Origin of the sequence: Microcoleus sp. AR_TQ3_B6 (genome assembly GCF_036702785.1) — a bacterium.
Lineage (GTDB): Bacteria > Cyanobacteriota > Cyanobacteriia > Cyanobacteriales > Microcoleaceae > Microcoleus.
Map to the genome: position 1 here is coordinate 1 of NZ_JAUBVJ010000059.1, position 14,471 is coordinate 14,471.

13 protein-coding genes are annotated in these 14,471 nt (G+C 46.7%); 8 read left to right on the forward strand and 5 right to left on the reverse strand.

Annotation, left to right across the window (positions count from 1 at the left end; genetic code table 11):
• Positions 1 to 1,156: 1,156 nt before the first annotated feature.
• From QUB56_RS24420 to QUB56_RS24440, 5 genes are all read right to left on the reverse strand, one after another.
• A complete protein-coding gene (locus QUB56_RS24420) occupies positions 1,157 to 1,657 on the reverse strand; it encodes a low molecular weight protein-tyrosine-phosphatase (protein ID WP_332958726.1) in 501 nt (166 codons plus the stop codon).
• A gap of 221 nt (positions 1,658 to 1,878) precedes the next feature.
• Positions 1,879 to 2,229, reverse strand: a complete 351-nt coding sequence (locus tag QUB56_RS24425) for a YbaB/EbfC family nucleoid-associated protein (RefSeq protein ID WP_332958728.1) — start codon at positions 2,227 to 2,229, stop codon at positions 1,879 to 1,881.
• Positions 2,230 to 2,291: 62 nt separating this feature from the next.
• The gene (gene murB / locus QUB56_RS24430) at positions 2,292 to 3,248 is read right to left on the reverse strand and encodes a UDP-N-acetylmuramate dehydrogenase (RefSeq protein WP_332958729.1); all 957 of its coding nucleotides are present in this window, start codon (positions 3,246 to 3,248) and stop codon (positions 2,292 to 2,294) included.
• Positions 3,249 to 3,406: 158 nt separating this feature from the next.
• On the reverse strand, positions 3,407 to 4,963 hold the full coding sequence (murC, locus tag QUB56_RS24435) for a UDP-N-acetylmuramate--L-alanine ligase (RefSeq protein WP_332958730.1): 1,557 nt from the start codon (positions 4,961 to 4,963) through the stop codon (positions 3,407 to 3,409).
• Positions 4,964 to 5,542: 579 nt separating this feature from the next.
• Positions 5,543 to 5,713, reverse strand: coding sequence for a hypothetical protein (locus QUB56_RS24440; RefSeq protein ID WP_332958731.1), 171 nt, complete (start codon positions 5,711 to 5,713; stop codon positions 5,543 to 5,545).
• 701 nt (positions 5,714 to 6,414) lie between these two features.
• On the opposite strand from QUB56_RS24440, the gene nadD reads away from it, so the two are divergent.
• The 8 genes from nadD to QUB56_RS24480 all read left to right on the forward strand — a co-directional run bounded on the left by nadD (position 6,415) and on the right by QUB56_RS24480 (position 14,460).
• Positions 6,415 to 7,128: a nicotinate (nicotinamide) nucleotide adenylyltransferase gene (gene nadD / locus QUB56_RS24445; RefSeq protein ID WP_332958733.1), complete on the forward strand. Its 714-nt coding sequence runs from the start codon at positions 6,415 to 6,417 to the stop codon at positions 7,126 to 7,128.
• Between the two features lie 191 nt (positions 7,129 to 7,319).
• Positions 7,320 to 8,339 (forward strand): type I glyceraldehyde-3-phosphate dehydrogenase, encoded by a 1,020-nt coding sequence (locus tag QUB56_RS24450; protein WP_332958734.1) that lies wholly within the window; start codon positions 7,320 to 7,322, stop codon positions 8,337 to 8,339.
• A gap of 425 nt (positions 8,340 to 8,764) precedes the next feature.
• Positions 8,765 to 9,724, forward strand: a complete 960-nt coding sequence (locus tag QUB56_RS24455) for a GDP-mannose 4,6-dehydratase (RefSeq protein ID WP_332958737.1) — start codon at positions 8,765 to 8,767, stop codon at positions 9,722 to 9,724.
• Between the two features lie 208 nt (positions 9,725 to 9,932).
• Positions 9,933 to 10,709 carry a glucose-1-phosphate cytidylyltransferase gene (gene rfbF, locus QUB56_RS24460; RefSeq protein ID WP_332958740.1) on the forward strand — a complete coding sequence of 259 codons (777 nt, stop codon included), beginning with the start codon at positions 9,933 to 9,935 and terminating at the stop codon, positions 10,707 to 10,709.
• Positions 10,706 to 11,704 (forward strand): GDP-mannose 4,6-dehydratase, encoded by a 999-nt coding sequence (locus tag QUB56_RS24465; RefSeq protein WP_332958742.1) that lies wholly within the window; start codon positions 10,706 to 10,708, stop codon positions 11,702 to 11,704. Before rfbF ends, QUB56_RS24465 begins: the two co-directional genes overlap by 4 nt.
• A 67-nt stretch (positions 11,705 to 11,771) precedes the next feature.
• Positions 11,772 to 13,004, forward strand: a complete 1,233-nt coding sequence (locus tag QUB56_RS24470) for a class I SAM-dependent methyltransferase (protein ID WP_332958744.1) — start codon at positions 11,772 to 11,774, stop codon at positions 13,002 to 13,004.
• Positions 13,001 to 13,534, forward strand: coding sequence for a dTDP-4-dehydrorhamnose 3,5-epimerase (gene rfbC, locus QUB56_RS24475; RefSeq protein WP_332958745.1), 534 nt, complete (start codon positions 13,001 to 13,003; stop codon positions 13,532 to 13,534). The genes QUB56_RS24470 and rfbC overlap by 4 nt, the downstream gene beginning before the upstream one ends.
• On the forward strand, positions 13,531 to 14,460 hold the full coding sequence (locus tag QUB56_RS24480) for an NAD(P)-dependent oxidoreductase (protein ID WP_332958747.1): 930 nt from the start codon (positions 13,531 to 13,533) through the stop codon (positions 14,458 to 14,460). Before rfbC ends, QUB56_RS24480 begins: the two co-directional genes overlap by 4 nt.
• Positions 14,461 to 14,471: the final 11 nt, after the last annotated feature.

Sequence of the window (14,471 nt, forward strand, 5' to 3'; positions counted from 1 at the left end):
TTGAATGAATTGTTGACTATATTGAGTGATTCTGTCATTAAGACACCAGTTGAAGTGGCTTCGCAGCATATCTACCCAATGGGACATTTTTAATTATTGTGTTTGATTTGGTCGCAACTTGTAGACATAGTTTGTTAACAAGTTCAACTCCTCCTTTTTTTGGGCTACTGTTAGTAGACAGTGAAGTGCTTGCGTGTTTGTATCTTTTACATTTCTTCAACAAAGAGGGCTTAAGGCTTATACTTTTACTTGCCAAGCCGTCCTATAAGGACGGGGTTTTAAACCCATTTCTTTGATAACAGCATAATCAACAATTACTTAAAAAATCAGAAAATTCTATATGCGGCCCCACTATAGCGGTTCGATCGCGTGGTGAGGTATGCCCTATGCCCTATGCGGACGGCTAGATAGTACCTTATGTTACTGAGAAAGGCTATAGCAGCTTCCCTACTTATACATTTTTACCAACCGTTGCAGCATGGAAAAGTTTGTTAAATCCCGGAGTAGTCTGGGCTACAGATCGATAGTTTCACCCCCTGATAAATATAGGTCGGAACTTCTTCCCAAATATAAATCTTGAAACCAGCCCAAGTATCCTATCCTTCCTCAAAGGTTTTTCCTACTGTATCTCGATGATTTATATCAAATCCGCCCTTCATCGGAATTATTCATCTCTCTGTTCTCGAACTCTGCGTTCTGGAGCGTACTCTGCGGTTTAATCATTCCAATGCAACCGGAATTCATATTACTACCTACTGACGTTACTTAAATCATACTTCCGCAACAACTATTCTGAAATCAATTTGGTATCGGAGATGGGATGGATAACTCTGAGTTTATTTTTGTTTGCTACACCTTGGCTAATGCCTTGGTATCCCTCTCTTCTGCTGCCAATTGCTGCTTAGAGTATCAATGCTCCCCATTTTGTCTTGACCAGCGTAACTTTTGCTCTGTCTCCAAGTATCATCTTAGTGGGTGGGGGTGCAAACTCTGCGGTCTCTATACTTACGATTTCGATCGCCGTTATTCCTCCTACAGCCTTACTCGTACTGAGGCGAAAATTTGTCAGAAGTATTTAAGTTATAGTTCCAAAGAAGAGATAAAATATAGTGTCCCATCGCACCGAGAGTTTACAGTAGCTGTCGATCGCCCTTTTCTAACTTTCCTTCTGACCGCCAACCCTTAAGCCTTCCTGACTGACAACGTACTCCAACAAACCCTCGCAGGCATCTAACAGTAAATCAATTACTCGATCGAATCCCTCCGGCCCACCATAATAAGGATCTGGCACTTCTTTCAGGTCATATTTATGGCAAAAGTCGCACATCAGCCGCACTTTTTTTTTATATTTTCCAGGATGATCTAGAGCAAGAATATTCCGATAATTTTCCCGATCCATCGCCAGAATCAAATCAAAATTCTCGAAATCTTCTCTTTTAAATTGGCGGGCTTCGCCTAACAATTCAATGTCTCGCTTCCTCGCCGCCAATGCCATCCGCCTGTCAGGGGGGCTGCCAACGTGATAGCTAGCAGTTCCGGCAGAATCGCAGGTGATACGATCGCTCAAACCAGCTTGTTCAATTAAGTGATTCATAATATTTTCTGCTGAGGGCGATCGGCAGATATTTCCGAGACAGACAAATAATAATTTAGTCATTAGTTAGTAGTTATTAGTTAGTAGTTATTAGTTATTAGTTATTAGTTATTAGTCAGTCAACAGTAAACAGTGCTAATTTGTAGGGTGCGTCGCTTTCAGAGTCAATCTGCAAGTTCCATCGAACATGGAACAGCGACGCACCTTACTATAGCAGTTTTCCAGAAAGTTTAATCAGTCAACAGTCAACAGTCAACAGTCAACAATTGACTGATAACTAATGACTAACCGAAACCCGGGAGATTCAGTCCGCCGGTGAGTTCTTCCATTTTCTCCCGCATCGTCATCGTAGACTTAGTGTAAGCATCCTGCATCGCCACCGTGACGAGTTCAGAAACCACATCAGCACCTTCACCGAGGGCATCCGGCGAAATTTCCACGCGGCGGGGTTCTTGGTTGCCGCTGAGAAAAACCTTGACCAAGCCGCCGCCTGCTGTTCCCTCAATTTCCATGACATCCAAGTCTTCTTGGAGCTTTTTAGCTCCTTCTTGAACCTGCTGAGCTTTTTTGAAAGCTTCAGTCAGTTCTTTCATTTTGCCCAGGCCGAAGCCAAATCCTTGTCCTGATTTTGTCATAACTACTTTTTGATTGTGTGTAGGCTGGCAGTCTGCCGTTTCCGTATTACTTCAATGATGCCTTAGAAGGGAAACTCTCCCAGTATTCTAACTTCTGGCTCCAACAACAGCGACCACCGCTGCTCGACTTGCTGTTGAACGTGGCGAATCACTTGAAAAATATCATTGGCCGTTGCCGACCCGCAGTTAAGAATAAAATTAGCATGGCGCTGAGCGACTTGCGCCCCGCCGATCTGGTATCCCTTCAGTCCCGCTTGTTCGATGAACCAACCTGCAGTTTTGGGGCCGGGGTTGCGGAAGACTGAGCCACAGCTCGGTAAGTGGTAAGGTTGAGTTGTCCGCCGCTGGCTGAAATGGCTATTAGTTTCTGCCATTACTTGCGATCGGTCGAATCCCGGCTGTAACTGGAAAGTCGCTTCTGTTACTAGCCGATCGCCCCCTTGCAGCACCGAAGTCCGGTAGCGGTACTCCAACTCTTGGGGAGTCAGAATTTCCACCTTACCACCAGGGGATAGGACGCGAGCGTTGACCAGAATATCAGCAGTACAGCCTCTGTGAGCCCCTGCATTCATCACCACAGCCCCTCCCACGGTGCCCGGTATGCCGACTGCCCATTCGAGACCTTTCCAGCCCCGTTTAGCCGCCAACCAAGCAAGGCGGGGAATTGACTCCCCCGCCCCCGCTGTAAGTTGACCTGTTTCTGGATTAAAATTCACCTGTTTGAGGTAGCGAGTGGCGACGACCAAACCCGACAAACCCCGATCGCTCACCAACAGATTAGAACCCGCACCCAGCAGAGTCACCGGCACCCCTTCATCGTGTGCCCAGGCAAAACTCGCTTGCAAAGCCTCCATACTGCGGGGAGCAACGTACCACTCAGCAGGGCCACCGACTCGGAACGAAGTCAGGCCCGCCAGCGAAACTTGGGAGTTAATCTTGCAATCAGTTCCCCGCAAAGAAATAGGAGAATACACTCGCCGATTGTCCTTAACAGAGGAGTCATTCGAGATAGTCACCATCTTGAAAATCCTTAAAAATACCTGCTTCGAGAAGACGTGGTTGAAAATTCCTTTACCTAACTTATCCCGCCCAATTGATCGAGCCGCTCGAGTCAGCAGTGTCGGTACAACCTGCACCGCAGAGGCTGTCGATCGACTCGAAGGGGCGAGCGGTTGAGCTAATCCGGGCGATCTGCTTGTTGATAAAAAGCCATAACCTCTGGAATAATCTGATTCAGATTGCCAGCACCCAAAAACAGAGCCAAATCCCCGGGTTGCAGATTTTCGGTTAAAAACTTACTTACCGACTCCAGGGAAGACTGAAACTCAACCTCTCGGCCTTCTTTAGCAATCAAATCAGCAACCTGCTGCCCGCTAATCTCTCCTAAATTCGCTTCCCCAGCACTATAAATATCGCAAGCCACAACCAAATCAGCATCCCCAAAAGATTGAGCAAATTCTGGCAAAAATGTCAGAGTCCGGCTGTAACGGTGGGGTTGAAAAATGGCAACCACTCTTCGGGATTTGGGATTCTTTTCGCTAGCTTCGATCCGCAAGCGAGCCGCCGCCAAGGTGACACGAATTTCGCTGGGATGGTGGGCGTAGTCGTCCACAAACAGGATGTCATTGTGAAAACCCCGCACCTCAAAACGGCGGCGAGCGCCTTCAAACCCGGCAATCGCTGTGGCAATTGCCGAAAACTCTAACCCCAACAATCGACCCACTGCTACCGCAGCTAGTGCATTGCTGAGATTGTGTGTGCCTAGCAACTTCAACTCCATTTCCCCTAGCAAAGCTCCTCGCTCCCAAATGCGGGCCTTGGTGCTTTCGGCTCCGTACTCCACGCCCGAAGCCGTGTAGTCAGCACCGCTTTCCGGCTGCAAGCTATAACTGACATGAGGCCCAAGGCAGTCTTTGACGATTTGGTCGTCAATGCAGCCCACCAAGGTTTGACAGTTTTGGGCAAACACCTTAAATGTGTCTATTACCTGGTCGAGGGTATCGTAATGGTCTGGATGATCCAGTTCCACATTCGTCACTATGCCAATTTTGGCTACCAGCTTGACGAGAGAACCGTCGGATTCATCAGCCTCGGCAACTAAGTAGGGGCCTTCCCCCAAACGGGCATTCCCTTCCCAAGCATTGACCTCGCCTCCTACCACGATCGTCGGGTCTAGACCCGCAGCCATCAGCATGAAGCCGATCAAGCTGCTCGTAGTAGTTTTGCCGTGAGTCCCCGCTACGGCTATGCTTTGGTAATCTTGAATTAACGCTGCCAACACATCCGAGCGATGAAAAATCGGACAGCCCAAATCTAAAGCAGCTCGATATTCGGCATTTGCCGGGTGAATTGCCGTCGAACATACTACTTGAGGTAATCCCCCAATTGCTTGGGCGCTTGAACGGTTGCCGTTCAATTGGAGAGCTTCGGCTGTCGCGACAGAAGCCCCTACCGTACCAGCGACTGCCGAGGATACGGTCCTTTCCTGTGGCCCGCGGTCGGGACTGCTACCGTTAAGAGCCGTTTGAAATAATTCAAAATTGTTGGCGTCTTGACTCCAAAAAATATGAGCTCCCATTCCTTGCAAGCGCTCGGTTATGTGACTCGATTTAATGTCGGAGCCGTACACAGGCAACTTGCGTTTAGCTAGAATGTAGGCAAGGGCTGACATCCCAATCCCACCAATGCCGATAAAATGAAATGGTCTACCGCTGAAATCAACAGAACTCGGCATCTTCGCTCCTCACACACCACACCACGCCAATAACACGCGATATCATATCAAGAATTGTTTTTTCAGGATACAGTTCGCTAGAGATTTTGTACAAAATTCTCTGCGCGTCCCTAGATTTGCGGGACTTGTAGAGATGTTTCTCTTGTATCCTATATGACTTAGTACCGAGTAGTTTTCCGGAACAGTCACAGCTCGAAAATTGCAGGTAACAGAAAACGGGGTCTGGGGTCTGGGCCAATAGACTAATTTTGGGTGGTTGCATACTCCTGCATTCTTTCTATTTCTATCCGCCTGCTGTGCTGGGATACCGCAGCAAAATCCCCACCACTTTTTTACCAAGATTGAGGGAAAACCCATAAGGATTTACAAACACTACCACGTATGACAAAATTTCGTTCATTTTATAGTCATAAATCTACTTTTACGGTCATTTTCTCCTCAAATTCAGAGATTGACACGCTCTCCGTTCTAGTATATATTTTTACGGTCTTTTATGTATACATAGGTAGCTGTTGTGTATATATACATAGGTAGCTGCTGTATATATACAAGTTGTGCAGTTAGTCGAAAAGCCATAGCTCAAACCAGATAATGGGTGGGATTGAGAAGCGGAGGGATGCTCTTGGCAGCCCTTAAGATTTTTACCACGGCGCTAAGTATATCTACGGTCAAAACTTTTTCGCCCGCCAACAAACGAATGCTCAGGCCGTCGATCGCCCACTCAAACCAAGTTGGGATTAATAGGGGCAAGGTTAATCCTCCAGTCCTAGACTCACTCGGACACTCGGAAATCGGTTTCTTAACTCGGATTGATGGTTTGAACGAAGTAAGGGGGTTAAAAAACCAGGTTTCAGCGTCCAGGACGATCGTCAAAACTAGGTTCGTCCAGGAGTTTGTCCCCGATGTGAAGCCAGGGTTTTATAATAAACGAGCTTATGGTTAACTATCAGCCGATTCGTCCAAGGCGTTTATTGAGAGGGGAGTCAATCGATTTTCGATTTTCGATTTTCGATTAAAGAATTGAAGAAAGCGACCCCACAGATAAATCCGGGGGCTCGCGATCGGGATTCGGAGCTTTTTTCTGCCTCCGTCCTGAGTCTGCTTTCGGAATGAATCCGGGGGCTTGTACCCAGGCTGCTTTCGGTCAAAGGAGGCCTTATAAGCCGCCGTACCCGGGCTCCACACCTCTCGATCTCTGGGGGTGGCGGCCCTTTGTTGGCGATCGGGCCAATTATATTTGGGGAGTATGCTGATTTTCAATGTACTTTCTGGCACGTTGAAACAGTAATGAAGAAAGTGGCCGCGGTTCTGGGTCACTCAAAAAAGCCCTTGCCTCGAGGGAAAAAGAAGCCTGCGGTCTAACGGAGTACCGTTAGACCGTCAGGTTTGCTCACAAGCGTAAAAACATAAAATTTACGCCATGTCTGTATTAATCCTGATTTTTGGGAAATATGCGGAAAATAGCGATTTTGGGGGGGACTTTTGACCCGGTTCACTGGGGTCATGTGTTGGTGGCAGAGACAGCTGCAAGTCAATTTGGTCTCGATCGAGTCATTTGGGTACCCGATCGCTCTCCTCCTCACAAAGGGCGCCCGGATTTGGCAAGTTTCGAGCAGCGGCGGGCAATGCTCGCTCTCGCAATCGGCGATCGCCCAGACTTCCTACTTTCGCCGCCGGAGGCAAATCCCAGAGGCAGTTCTTTTGCGATTGAGACCCTGCTGTATTTGCAAAAATTGTATCCAGGCTCGCGCTGGTACTGGATTATTGGTAGCGACGCACTCCTTACTCTCCCCAAATGGCACCGGTGCGGCGAAATTGCCGGGTTGTGCCACTGGTTGGTCGCCCCGCGTCCCAGTCAGAGAGATAGGGAAACAGGAGAAACCGTGGAGATTGGGGGAGTGTCCGAGTGGGGAGATTATCCGGGTGGAAAGCCCCTCGATTCCGGGGGGGACAGGATGCAGGTTCAGGCAAATGCTGTGGGCTTTCGAGTTGCCGAACAAATGGCTCTTTTGGACGTGGAAATGCGCTGGGAGGTGCTGTCCATGCCGGAGATCGAGATTTCGTCGAGCCACATCCGCCGCTGCTGCGCCGAAAGGATCGACCTCCGCTACTTAGTCCCGGAAGTTGTCCGGACTTATATTGCGGCCCATCAACTTTACCAGTAACCAGCGGCCGATGTGACGAATGCCTTCTGGCTTGCGATTTGGGCCTTCTAAAAAAGTTCCAGCTTTTTTGAGAAACACAAAAAGTTAGAAAGGATCGAGCTTTGCGATATGATCTTCTCTCATAAGTCAATTCTTAAATTTTTCCAAAATTTAAGCCTGAGCTAGGGGCTGCTATCGTTAGGAGGTACAAGGTGATTAGAGTCGCGATCAATGGTTTTGGGCGTATCGGCCGCAGTTTTGCACGCTGCTGGCTGGGGAGAAAAGATAGCCAGCTCGAACTGGTAGCTATTAATGACACTTCCGATCCCAAAACAAATGCCCACTTGCTGAGATACGATTCCATGATGGGAACGTTGAAGGATGTGGACATCAGTACGGATGAAAATTCGATTATTCTCAACGGCAAGACAGTTAAATGCGTGAGCGATCGCAATCCGCTCAACCTGCCTTGGAAAGATTGGGGTATTGATCTGATTATTGAAGCAACCGGCGTCTTCGTTGACCAGGCTGGTGCATCGAAGCATATCACAGCCGGCGCTAAAAAGGTGCTGATTACAGCTCCCGGCAAGGGACCTGAGGTCGGTACTTACGTGATGGGAGTCAACCACGACACCTACAAGCACAGTGACTACACGGTCATCAGCAATGCTAGCTGTACCACTAACTGCCTAGCTCCCGTGCTGAAGGTGCTTCACGAAAATTTTGGCATCATCAAAGGCATGATGACCACTACCCACAGCTATACTGGCGACCAGCGCTTGCTGGATGCCAGCCACCGAGATTTGCGCCGGGCCCGCGCTGCTGCGATGAATATTGTGCCGACTTCTACCGGAGCGGCCCAAGCTGTGGCTTTGGTGATTCCAGAATTGAAGGGTAAGTTAAATGGCATCGCCATGCGCGTCCCGACTCCTAATGTGTCGGTAGTTGATTTTGTGGCTCAGGTAGAGAAAAAGACTTTTACCGAGCAGGTAAATCAAGTTTTCAAAGAAGCAGCCGAAGGCCCGATGAAGGGGATTTTGGAGTACAACGATTTGCCTCTTGTTTCTTGCGATTATCGCGGAAATGATTCTTCTTCGATCCTGGATTCCAGCTTGACGCTAGTTATGGACGGCGACATGGTGAAGCTGTTGGCTTGGTACGACAATGAGTGGGGCTACAGTCAGCGGGTGGTTGACTTGGCTGAATTGGTCGCCCAAAAGTGGGAAGCCTAGTACCCGAAGGCAGAAGGCTTTAGTCATTCGGCAGAAGGTAAAAATGCTGACTTGTTTGTACTTTTGAGTCGATTTCTAGCTAACTGGTTATTTCTGTTTTCGAGCGGTAGAGACTTTTGGCAGTTGATAGTTGGCGAGTAGAAGATGAAATATCGTAGGGACACGGCAGTGCCGTGTCCGGATCCCGATATCCGTATGCTGCTACTCCCAGCTATCGATAGAACTTTTTGCAATCATACTTCGATCGGGCTTTCGGGTCTGCTTGATGATAAATTTGTTGTTGGTTGGTAGTAAGCGCTGAAACTTGCTCTGGTAAGTCCTCGGAAAATCTTAAATATTAAAAAGAATAAAAATTACGAGTATAAAAGTTAAACAACTGGAAAAATAGCAACAGCTACGGTAGACTTTTGAAAGTAAAATGTGGTATGAAAAAAGCGTTAATTAGCGGTATATCAGGTCAGGACGGAGCTTATTTAGCTAAACTGTTGCTCGATCGAGGTTATGAAGTTTGCGGCACCTCCAGGGACGCCCAAATGTCTAGTTTCGGAAACCTGGCCCGTTTGGGCATCCGAGACAGAGTAAAACTAGAATCCATGTCTCTCAACGATTTTCGCAGCGTCTTGCAGGTTCTAGCGAAAATTCAGCCCGACGAAGTGTACAATCTAGCAGGTCAAAGTTCCGTCGGTCTGTCTTTTGAACAACCCGTAGAAACCCTCGAAAGCATTGCCACAGGCACATTAAATCTGTTAGAAGCAATTCGGTTTACAGGCGGAAAAATTAAACTTTATAATGCCAGTTCCAGCGAATGTTTTGGGGATACCGGAGGCAGTGCAGCGGATGAAAATACGCCTTTTCGCCCCAGAAGCCCTTACGCCGTGGCAAAAGCAACGGCATTTTGGGAAGTAGCCAATTATCGAGAAGCGTACAATTTGTTTGCGTGTTCTGGTATTCTGTTCAATCACGAATCGCCGCTGCGGCCGGAGAGGTTTGTTACCCAAAAAATTGTATCTGTTGTCTGCCGAATTGCTGCGGGTAGTTCGGAAAAACTGCATTTGGGAAATATTTCAGTGCAGCGAGACTGGGGGTGGGCACCGGAATATGTGGAGGCAATGTATTTGATGTTGCAGCAGGAAGAACCGGACGATTATGTAATTGCCACAGGTGCAAGTTGTGCTTTGGAAGAGTTTGTGCAGACAGCGTTTGTTTGTGCTGGTTTGGATTGGCAGGAACATTTAGTAACCGATGCAAGTCTCTACAGACCAACGGAGATTGCAGTTGGGAGGGGAAATCCGGGTAAGGCGAAGCAAAAGTTAGGGTGGGAGGCGAAGTATAAGATGCCCGATGTGGTGCGGATGATGGTCGAAGCGAGGATGGAAAAAGTGTGAGGAGTTTTGAATAGAAAATATAGCACTCAGGACTTGCTCGCGCTTGCCGGAGAAACCCGGTTTGTTTATACATATCTCGCTGTCAAACCGAAGACTTTTCGTAGAAACCGGATTTCTGGCTGACTCAATGTAAAGATTGCTTTTTGTTTGAGCCATGTACCTGTTTTGAATTATAAGTGATTGTGTACCATTTGAAAGATGGCGAAAAATGCAAGTAGTTATATTAGCGGGCGGTTTGGGGACACGTCTCCGAGAAGAAACAGAATTCCGCCCCAAGCCCCTAGTTGATGTGGGCGGGCGTCCGATTCTCTGGCACATTATGAAGACCTATGCCCACTACGGATTCCTGGACTTTATTGTGTGTTTGGGCTATCGCGGCAACATGATTAAGGAGTATTTCCTGAATTATGAAGCTATGAATAATGATTTTACTATTTGCTTGGGTCGCCAGAATTGCATTACTTATCACGAGGATCATAAAGAGCAAGACTTTAAGGTGACGCTGGCTGAAACTGGCTCGGACACTATGACTGGGGGGCGGGTGAAACGTGTGGAGAAATACATTACTCATGATACCTTTATGGTGACATACGGTGATGGAGTTGCTGATATCGATATTGGAGCTTTGGTGGATTTTCATAAGGCTCATGGTAAGCTAGCAACTGTTAGTACAGTGCGTCCGATATCTCGATATGGCATTTTAGAGGTGGACAACCAAGGCAAAGTTCTGGAATTCACCGAAAAACCTCAACTAGAGGGCTGGGCTAGTGCGGGATTTTTGATACTTCACCGCAGCATATTTGAGGATTTGAGCGGGGATGATTGTTTTTTGGAGCGAGAGCCACTAGAGCGGTTAGCCGCAGAGGGACAATTGATGGCGTACCGCCACGAAGGTTTCTTCTTTGCGATGGATACTTACCGCGAGTATAAATATTTGAATGAACTTTGGGATAATGGAGAGGCTCCTTGGAAGGTGTGGGAATGAGTGAATTTTGGCGCGATCGATCTGTGTTGGTAACAGGTTGCACAGGTCTTTTGGGTAACTGGTTAGTGGCTGAGTTGCTGGAAAGAGGAGCCTTGGTAACGGGATTAGTCCGTGACTTGGTACCTCAATCCCGACTTTATGCTGGAGAGTGGTATCGGCAAATTAATATCGTTCGCGGTTGTGTCGAAGATTTGTCAACGGTAGAACGAACGATTAATGAGTATGAAGTAGATACGGTGTTTCATTTAGCAGCTCAGACAATTGTGGGAGTTGCAAATAGAGAACCCCTGGCCACTTTTGAAACGAATATTAAAGGCACTTGGAATATTCTAGAAGCGTGTCGCCGCGTTGGAGGTGTGAGTCGAATTGTCATAGCATCCAGCGATAAAGCCTATGGAGACCAGCTTGTGTTGCCTTATAGCGAAACAACTCCGCTGCAAGGAGAACACCCTTACGATGTTTCTAAAAGCTGTGCTGATTTAATCAGTCGGGCTTACTACGTCAGTTACGGTTTGCCCGTGTGCATTACGCGCTGCGGGAACTTTTACGGCGGGGGAGACTTGAATTTTAATCGCATCGTTCCGTGTACAATTCGATCGGCATTACGAGACAAGCCGGTAGTCATCCGCAGTGATGGCACTTTTATCCGCGACTATTTCTATGCGAAAGATGGGGTTTTAGCTTATCTCCATTTGGCGGAACAAATGGACAGGAAAGAAGTTTTGGGAGAGGCGTTTAATTTCAGCAACGAGTTGCAAATTTCTGTGCGGGGCATGGTAGATCATATTTTGAAATTGATGGGTAAGAGTCATTTGGAGCCTGTCGTATTGAATAGGGCCCAGAATGAAATCAAACATCAGTATCTCTCGGCAGATAAGGCGCGAAAAATGCTCGGTTGGGAGTCTAAATATCCTCTAGAAGAAGGGTTGAAAGAAACAATTGAATGGTATAAAAAATTTTTTAGGGAGGAAAATACCTGTGTCATCAGCGTGTGATGGAGGATTTCTGTGACTGGGGTTTTAATTTTCTTTCTCTTATTTGATAGTCAAGGGGGCTAATTCTGTGCCATCTAAATGTCGTTTTTGCAGTCACCTATTAGAGCATACTTTTGTAAATCTGGGGATGTCGCCGCTGGCGAATGCTTTTCTATCTCAAGAGCATCTGAATTGTGCAGAGAAATTCTATCCACTTCACACTTATGTCTGTGCTAATTGTTTTTTAGTCCAGTTAGAAGAGTTTGAATCGCCGGATAGCATCTTTAGCGATTATGCTTATTTTTCTTCCTATTCAGACTCGTGGCTGCGCCACGCCAAGAATTACACTGATTTGATGGTGGAGCGCTTTGGATTTGACGCCAACAGTCATGTAGTTGAACTTGCTAGCAATGATGGCTATTTACTCCAGTATTTTCAGCAGAAAGGAATTCCTGTATTGGGGATTGAACCTGCTGCAAATGTAGCTAAGGTAGCTGAGGAAAAAGGGGTTCCAACTTTAGTCAATTTTTTTGGCGTGGAAACGGCTAAAGAGTTGGTTTCAGAAGGCAAACAGGCAGATTTGTTGCTGGGCAATAATGTGTTGGCTCATGTGCCTGACTTGAACGATTTTGTGGCGGGGATGAAAATTCTCCTGAAACCAAACGGCGTATTGACAATGGAGTTTCCTCATGTATGGCAATTAATTCAACACAATCTGTTTGACACGATTTACCACGAGCATTTCTCTTATTTTTCGCTGTTGACGGTTGAGAAAGTTTTTGCAAGTCACGGTTTAACTTTGTTTGATGTGGAAGAATTACCGACCCACGGCGGTTCTCTGCGGATTTACGGGAGGCATGAGGATTTTGAGAGTATAGCAGTTGGCGATCGCATTTCCCAACTCAAAGCTAAGGAAGTGCAAGCAGGGTTAAATCAGATTGAAATTTATGTAGGATTTGGCGAACAGGTTAAGTCTACCAAGCGCCAAATCCTCAGTTTCCTAATTGATGCCAAAAACCAGGGCAAATCAATTGCCGGCTACGGTGCGCCGGCGAAGGCTAATACGCTGCTGAACTATTGCGGTATCCGCACGGATTTGATAGATTATACGGTGGATTTAAGCCCGCACAAGCAGGGTTTGTTTTTGCCGGGAACTCAGATTCCGATATATCATCCAGATCAAATTCGTGAGACTAAACCCGATTATTTGGCTATCTTGCCTTGGAACATTAAAGATGAGATAGTAAGTCAGATGGATTATATCCGCGAGTGGGGAGGTAAGTTTGTGGTGCTGATTCCTCAAGTGGAGGTAATATCGTGAAATTTACTGAAACAAAGCTTAAGGGAGCTTATGTTATTGAGGTAGAGCCCCTAGCAGATGAGAGGGGATTTTTTGCCCGCAGTTGGTGTCAAAAGGAGTTTACAGAGTTTGGCTTGAATCCTAACCTAGTGCAGTGCAATATTTCTTTTAACCTGAAGAAAGGTACTTTGCGGGGGATGCACTACCAGGCTACACCTCACGAGGAAGCGAAGTTGGTTAGATGTATCAAAGGGGGAATTTATGATGTAATTATAGATTTGCGTCCCGATTCTCCTACTTTTAAAGACTGGTTTGCAATAGAGCTAAACTCGCAAAATCGCAAGATGATATATATTCCTGAAGGTATGGCTCACGGCTGTCAAACTTTGGCAGATAATACGGAAGTTTTTTACCAGATGTCGGAATTTTATTATGCTGAATTAGCAAGGGGAGTGCGGTGGGACGATCCGAGTTTTAGTATTGATTGGCCGGAGATATCTCAGCGCGTGATTTCGGAAAAAGATCGAAGTTTCACGGATTTTGTGCTATGAAAAAAGTGCTGGTTACCGGTGCGGGGGGTTTTGTTGGCAGACACTCGCTCAACACGCTGGTGGAACGCGGGTTTGAGGTTCATGCTGTCGCTTCTAAGACTTTACCGACTTTAAGTTCTGACTGTACGTGGCATCTGGGCAATTTGTTAGATCATACATCCATTAAAGAGCTAGTTTGTCAAGTAAAGCCAACACATTTGTTGCACTTTGCCTGGTGTTATACTGTACCCGGTCAATATTGGAAATCTCAAGATAACTTTTTGTGGGTTCAGGCAAGTTTGGAATTATTGAGGCAATTTCGAGAGCAAGGGGGCGAAAGAGTAGTGATGGGCGGAACCTGCGCCGAGTATGATTGGAAGTATGGTTATTGCTCGGAATTTGTAACGCCTAGAAATCCAGATACTCCCTACGGTATTTGTAAAAAAGCTTTGCAGGAGATAGTGAACTCCTATTCCGAGACGACAAGTCTCAGCAGTGCTTGGGGACGTATTTTCTTTCCCTACGGTGCTTACGAGTATCCAAATCGGCTGGTTTCTTCAGTAATTCTTTCTCTCTTAAAGGGAGAGCCTGCTCGCTGCTCTCACGGTAATCAAATCCGGGATTTTCTGTATGTACAGGATGTGGCTGATGCTTTTGTGGCTCTTTTGGAGAGTGAGGTGACGGGTGCTGTTAATATTGGATCGGGACAGGCGATCGCGATTAAAGATGTTGTTTATAAAATAGCTGATTTAATCGGAAAACCCGACTTAGTGCAGTTAGGTGCTGTACCGTCTGCTGCGAAAGAACCACCCTTGTTAGTGGCTGATGTGCGTCGCTTATCGAATGAGGTGGGTTGGCAGCCAAAGTTGAGCTTAGATATGGGATTAAGGCAAGCTATAATCGGGTGGGAAACTCAAATAATACAGGATTGTAAATTGAGCAATTAGTCACTATTTTT

Excerpts from the sequence above, each read along its gene's own strand:
- QUB56_RS24420 (WP_332958726.1), bottom strand. The coding sequence starts at position 1,657 with ATGACTAAATTATTATTTGTCTGTCTCGGAAATATCTGCCGATCGCCC.
- rfbF (WP_332958740.1), top strand. The coding sequence starts at position 9,933 with ATGCAAGTAGTTATATTAGCGGGCGGTTTGGGGACACGTCTCCGAGAA.
- QUB56_RS24455 (WP_332958737.1), top strand. The coding sequence starts at position 8,765 with ATGAAAAAAGCGTTAATTAGCGGTATATCAGGTCAGGACGGAGCTTAT.
- QUB56_RS24465 (WP_332958742.1), top strand. The coding sequence starts at position 10,706 with ATGAGTGAATTTTGGCGCGATCGATCTGTGTTGGTAACAGGTTGCACA.
- nadD (WP_332958733.1), top strand. The coding sequence starts at position 6,415 with ATGCGGAAAATAGCGATTTTGGGGGGGACTTTTGACCCGGTTCACTGG.
- murC (WP_332958730.1), bottom strand. The coding sequence starts at position 4,963 with ATGCCGAGTTCTGTTGATTTCAGCGGTAGACCATTTCATTTTATCGGC.
- QUB56_RS24425 (WP_332958728.1), bottom strand. The coding sequence starts at position 2,229 with ATGACAAAATCAGGACAAGGATTTGGCTTCGGCCTGGGCAAAATGAAA.
- murB (WP_332958729.1), bottom strand. The coding sequence starts at position 3,248 with ATGGTGACTATCTCGAATGACTCCTCTGTTAAGGACAATCGGCGAGTG.
- QUB56_RS24480 (WP_332958747.1), top strand. The coding sequence starts at position 13,531 with ATGAAAAAAGTGCTGGTTACCGGTGCGGGGGGTTTTGTTGGCAGACAC.